The sequence below is a fragment of the Helicobacter pylori genome (genome assembly GCF_011140715.1).
In the GTDB taxonomy this organism is placed as follows: Bacteria; Campylobacterota; Campylobacteria; order Campylobacterales; family Helicobacteraceae; genus Helicobacter; species Helicobacter pylori_DA.
The window spans coordinates 1-4,693 of record NZ_SFZZ01000066.1; the positions used below are offsets into that span (position 1 = coordinate 1).

General features: G+C 40.7%; 2 rRNA genes. Both read left to right on the forward strand.

The annotated features are described in order from the left end of the window. Nucleotides 1-675: 675 nt before the first annotated feature. A 23S ribosomal RNA gene (locus tag EWZ81_RS06600) occupies nt 676-3,562 on the forward strand. A 234-nt stretch (nt 3,563-3,796) separates the two neighbouring features. Beyond that, nucleotides 3,797-3,914: ribosomal RNA gene (gene rrf, locus EWZ81_RS06605) — 5S ribosomal RNA — on the forward strand. Nucleotides 3,915-4,693 lie beyond the last annotated feature (779 nt).

A 4,693-nucleotide genomic window follows, 5' to 3' on the forward strand; every position in this document is an offset into this window, starting at 1 on the left:
TGACATGTTTTATTTTGCGATGCGTTTTATCTTTTTATCTTATGAAATGTTGAAATGTTTTATTTTGCGATGCGTTTTATCTTAATTTATTCAAAGCTCTATTGATTCAAAGCTTTATTTTATTAAAGCTTTATTTTATTAAAGCTTTATTGATTTAAAGCTTTATTCCACCCCCCCTTCCAATCATTCCAAACCGCTTTTATCCATTTCTTTCAAATTCTAAAAACTTTAAGCAAAATTTAAGCATTGCATGTCTATAATTACATTTCGTTTTTAAAGACAAGCTTTAAAAAGTTCTTTAATTTGAAACAACTCAAACAAGCCATAAAAGCTTAAAAAGCTTTTAAACAAGTTCAAGTTAAATTATTATAAAAGCTAAAAGCTTTCAACAATAAAAAGCTCCTTAGCTGATAAAACTTGGCGATTAAAAAAGATTAGGGATCAAGCATTGTTAGTCTTCTTTAAAGGGTTTAACATTAAGAGCGATTATAGCGGGTTTTTAAAGAAAAACGAAGTTATTTGATTTAATATTGTTAATAGCCTATGTAAAAGTAAAGTAAAACTACAATAACTCTGTCTTATATTCATTAAGGCAGTGGTAGTGCTGAAGAATATTCGTGCAATTGTCGTTATTCATTATAAAAGGGCGGGTTTTAAAGGATATTTTAAAATTTAAAACAAGCTTTTAAGAGCAGATGGCGGATGCCTTGCCAAAGAGAGGCGATGAAGGACGTACTAGACTGCGATAAGCTATGCGGAGCTGTCAAGGAGCTTTGATGCGTAGATGTCCGAATGGGGCAACCCAACTAATAGAGATATTAGTTACTCTTTAATAGAGAGCGAACCTAGTGAAGTGAAACATCTCAGTAACTAGAGGAAAAGAAATCAACGAGATTCCCTAAGTAGTGGCGAGCGAACGGGGAAAAGGGCAAACCGAGTGCTTGCATTCGGGGTTGAGGACTGCAACATCCAAGAGAACGCTTTAGCAGAGTTACCTGGAAAGGTAAGCCATAGAAAGTGATAGCCTTGTATGCGACAAGGCGTTCTTAGGTAGCAGTATCCAGAGTAGGCCAGGACACGAGAAATCCAGGTTGAAGCCGGGGAGACCACTCTCCAACCCTAAATACTACTCTTTGAGCGATAGCGAACAAGTACCGTGAGGGAAAGGTGAAAAGAACCGCAGTGAGCGGAGTGAAATAGAACCTGAAACCATCTGCTTACAATCATTCAGAGCCCTATGATTTATCAGGGTGATGGACTGCCTTTTGCATAATGATCCTGCGAGTTGTGGTATCTGGCAAGGTTAAGCGAATGCGAAGCCGTAGCGAAAGCGAGTCTTAATAGGGCGAACAAGTCAGATGCTGCAGACCCGAAGCTAAGTGATCTATCCATGGCCAAGTTGAAACGCGTGTAATAGCGCGTGGAGGACTGAACTCGTACCCATTGAAACGGGTTGGGATGAGCTGTGGATAGGGGTGAAAGGCCAAACAAACTTAGTGATAGCTGGTTCTCTTCGAAATATATTTAGGTATAGCCTCAAGTGATAATAAAAGGGGGTAGAGCTCTGATTGGGCTAGGGCTGCTCGCCGCGGTACCAAACCCTATCAAACTTCGAATACCTTTTATCGTATCTTGGGAGTCAGGCGGTGGGTGATAAAATCAATCGTCAAAAGGGGAACAACCCAGACTACCAAATAAGGTCCCTAAGTTCTATTCTGAGTGGAAAAAGATGTGTGGCTACTCAAACAACCAGGAGGTTGGCTTAGAAGCAGCCATCCTTTAAAGAAAGCGTAACAGCTCACTGGTCTAGTGGTCATGCGCTGAAAATATAACGGGGCTAAGATAGACACCGAATTTGTAGATTGTGTTAAACACAGTGGTAGAAGAGCGTTCATACCAGCGTTGAAGGTATACCGGTAAGGAGTGCTGGAGCGGTATGAAGTGAGCATGCAGGAATGAGTAACGATAAGATATATGAGAATTGTATCCGCCGTAAATCTAAGGTTTCCTACGCGATGGTCGTCATCGTAGGGTTAGTCGGGTCCTAAGCCGAGTCCGAAAGGGGTAGGTGATGGCAAATTGGTTAATATTCCAATACCGACTATGGAGCGTGATGGGGGGACGCATAGGGTTAAGCGAGCTAGCTGATGGAAGCGCTAGTCTAAGGGCGTAGATTGGAGGGAAGGCAAATCCACCTCTGTATTTGAAACCCAAACAGGCTCTTTGAGTCCTTTTAGGACAAAGGGAGAATCGCTGATACCGTCGTGCCAAGAAAAGCCTCTAAGCATATCCATAGTCGTCCGTACCGCAAACCGACACAGGTAGATGAGATGAGTATTCTAAGGCGCGTGAAAGAACTCTGGTTAAGGAACTCTGCAAACTAGCACCGTAAGTTCGCGATAAGGTGTGCCACAGCGATGTGGTCTCAGCAAAGAGTCCCTCCCGACTGTTTACCAAAAACACAGCACTTTGCCAACTCGTAAGAGGAAGTATAAGGTGTGACGCCTGCCCGGTGCTCGAAGGTTAAGAGGATGCGTCAGTCGCAAGATGAAGCGTTGAATTGAAGCCCGAGTAAACGGCGGCCGTAACTATAACGGTCCTAAGGTAGCGAAATTCCTTGTCGGTTAAATACCGACCTGCATGAATGGCGTAACGAGATGGGAGCTGTCTCAACCAGAGATTCAGTGAAATTGTAGTGGAGGTGAAAATTCCTCCTACCCGCGGCAAGACGGAAAGACCCCGTGGACCTTTACTACAACTTAGCACTGCTAATGGGAATATCATGCGCAGGATAGGTGGGAGGCTTTGAAGTAAGGGCTTTGGCTCTTATGGAGCCATCCTTGAGATACCACCCTTGATGTTTCTGTTAGCTAACTGGCCTGTGTTATCCACAGGCAGGACAATGCTTGGTGGGTAGTTTGACTGGGGCGGTCGCCTCCTAAAAAGTAACGGAGGCTTGCAAAGGTTGGCTCATTGCGGTTGGAAATCGCAAGTTGAGTGTAATGGCACAAGCCAGCCTGACTGTAAGACATACAAGTCAAGCAGAGACGAAAGTCGGTCATAGTGATCCGGTGGTTCTGTGTGGAAGGGCCATCGCTCAAAGGATAAAAGGTACCCCGGGGATAACAGGCTGATCTCCCCCAAGAGCTCACATCGACGGGGAGGTTTGGCACCTCGATGTCGGCTCATCGCATCCTGGGGCTGGAGCAGGTCCCAAGGGTATGGCTGTTCGCCATTTAAAGCGGTACGCGAGCTGGGTTCAGAACGTCGTGAGACAGTTCGGTCCCTATCTGCCGTGGGCGTAGGAAAGTTGAGGAGAGCTGTCCCTAGTACGAGAGGACCGGGATGGACGTGTCACTGGTGCACCAGTTGTTCTGCCAAGAGCATCGCTGGGTAGCTACACACGGATGTGATAACTGCTGAAAGCATCTAAGCAGGAAGCCAACTCCAAGATGAACTTTCCCTGAAGCTCGCACAAAGACTATGTGCTTGATAGGGTAGATGTGTGAGCGCAGTAATGCGTTTAGCTGACTACTACTAATAGAGCGTTTGGCTTGTTTTTTGCTTTTTGTATAAGATAACGGCAATAGAGCATGGATAAGTTACCACTGCCTTACTGAGTGTAAGAGAGTTGGAGTTTTATAAAGACTTTTATATTATAAATTTTAAGTAGAATGAGATACTCTCTCAATGATTTAAAGTTAAAGGCTATTAACGATCTTCTTTGTTAAAAACAGCTCCCTATAAAGAGAAAGGGGAGTTAAGGGTAAATGCGATTTATCTTTAGCTCCCTTTTCCTTGTGCCTTTAGAGAAGAGGAACTACCCAGTTAACCATTCCGAACCTGGAAGTCAAGCTCTTCATCGCTGATAATACTGCTCTTTTCAAGAGTGGGAATGTAGGTCGGTGCAGGGATAGGGAAATGTTTTTTAGTCTTGCTTTTTATCTGATTTCATTATTGATTATATTTCAGTGTTTTATTTTTCTGTTGCTTTTTTCATTTTTTTATTTTTAGTTGTTTTGGTTTGGGGGTTTATTGTTTTATTTAAAGGTTTTTGCTTGCTTATTTTGTTTAAGTTTTTTTATTGTTTTTAATGGTTTAATAACACGCATTGGTATGTTTTACTTTGTTTAAGAAGCTTTTTTTATATAGTGTCGGTATTTTTTAGTTTTTTGGGTTTTTATTCAAAGGTTTTAGGGTTTTAAGAAAACGAGTTTGAAAACAAAATAAAATCTAAAATCATAAAATAAAATCTGAAGCGATAAAATAAAACTTAAAATCATAACATAAGATCTGAAGCGATAAAATAAAACTTAAAATCATAACATAAGATCTAAAATCCAATTTTTTAGAAAGTTTAATACCTTTGGTGAGAAAAGAGTCCGCATCAATTAAACATGGATTTAAGAAAAAAGTTTTATTCTTTAGCGAATATAATTATTTATAGAACTCTTATCTAAGCTTCTTTTAAAAGGAAGTAGTTTATGAAGTTTTTTAAAATCCCTAAACTGCACTTAAACTCTAAAGAGCGCTAAGAAATGTTGTTAGAAAGTTTTATTCTTTAAAAAGTTGTCGCTTACAACCAGACTCTTTAGTTTGATTGTAAAAAACGCTTTTAGGCATTTTTAGGTCTTTATTCTTTATTCTTTATTCTTTATTCTTTATTCTTTATTCTTTATTCTTTATTCTTTAT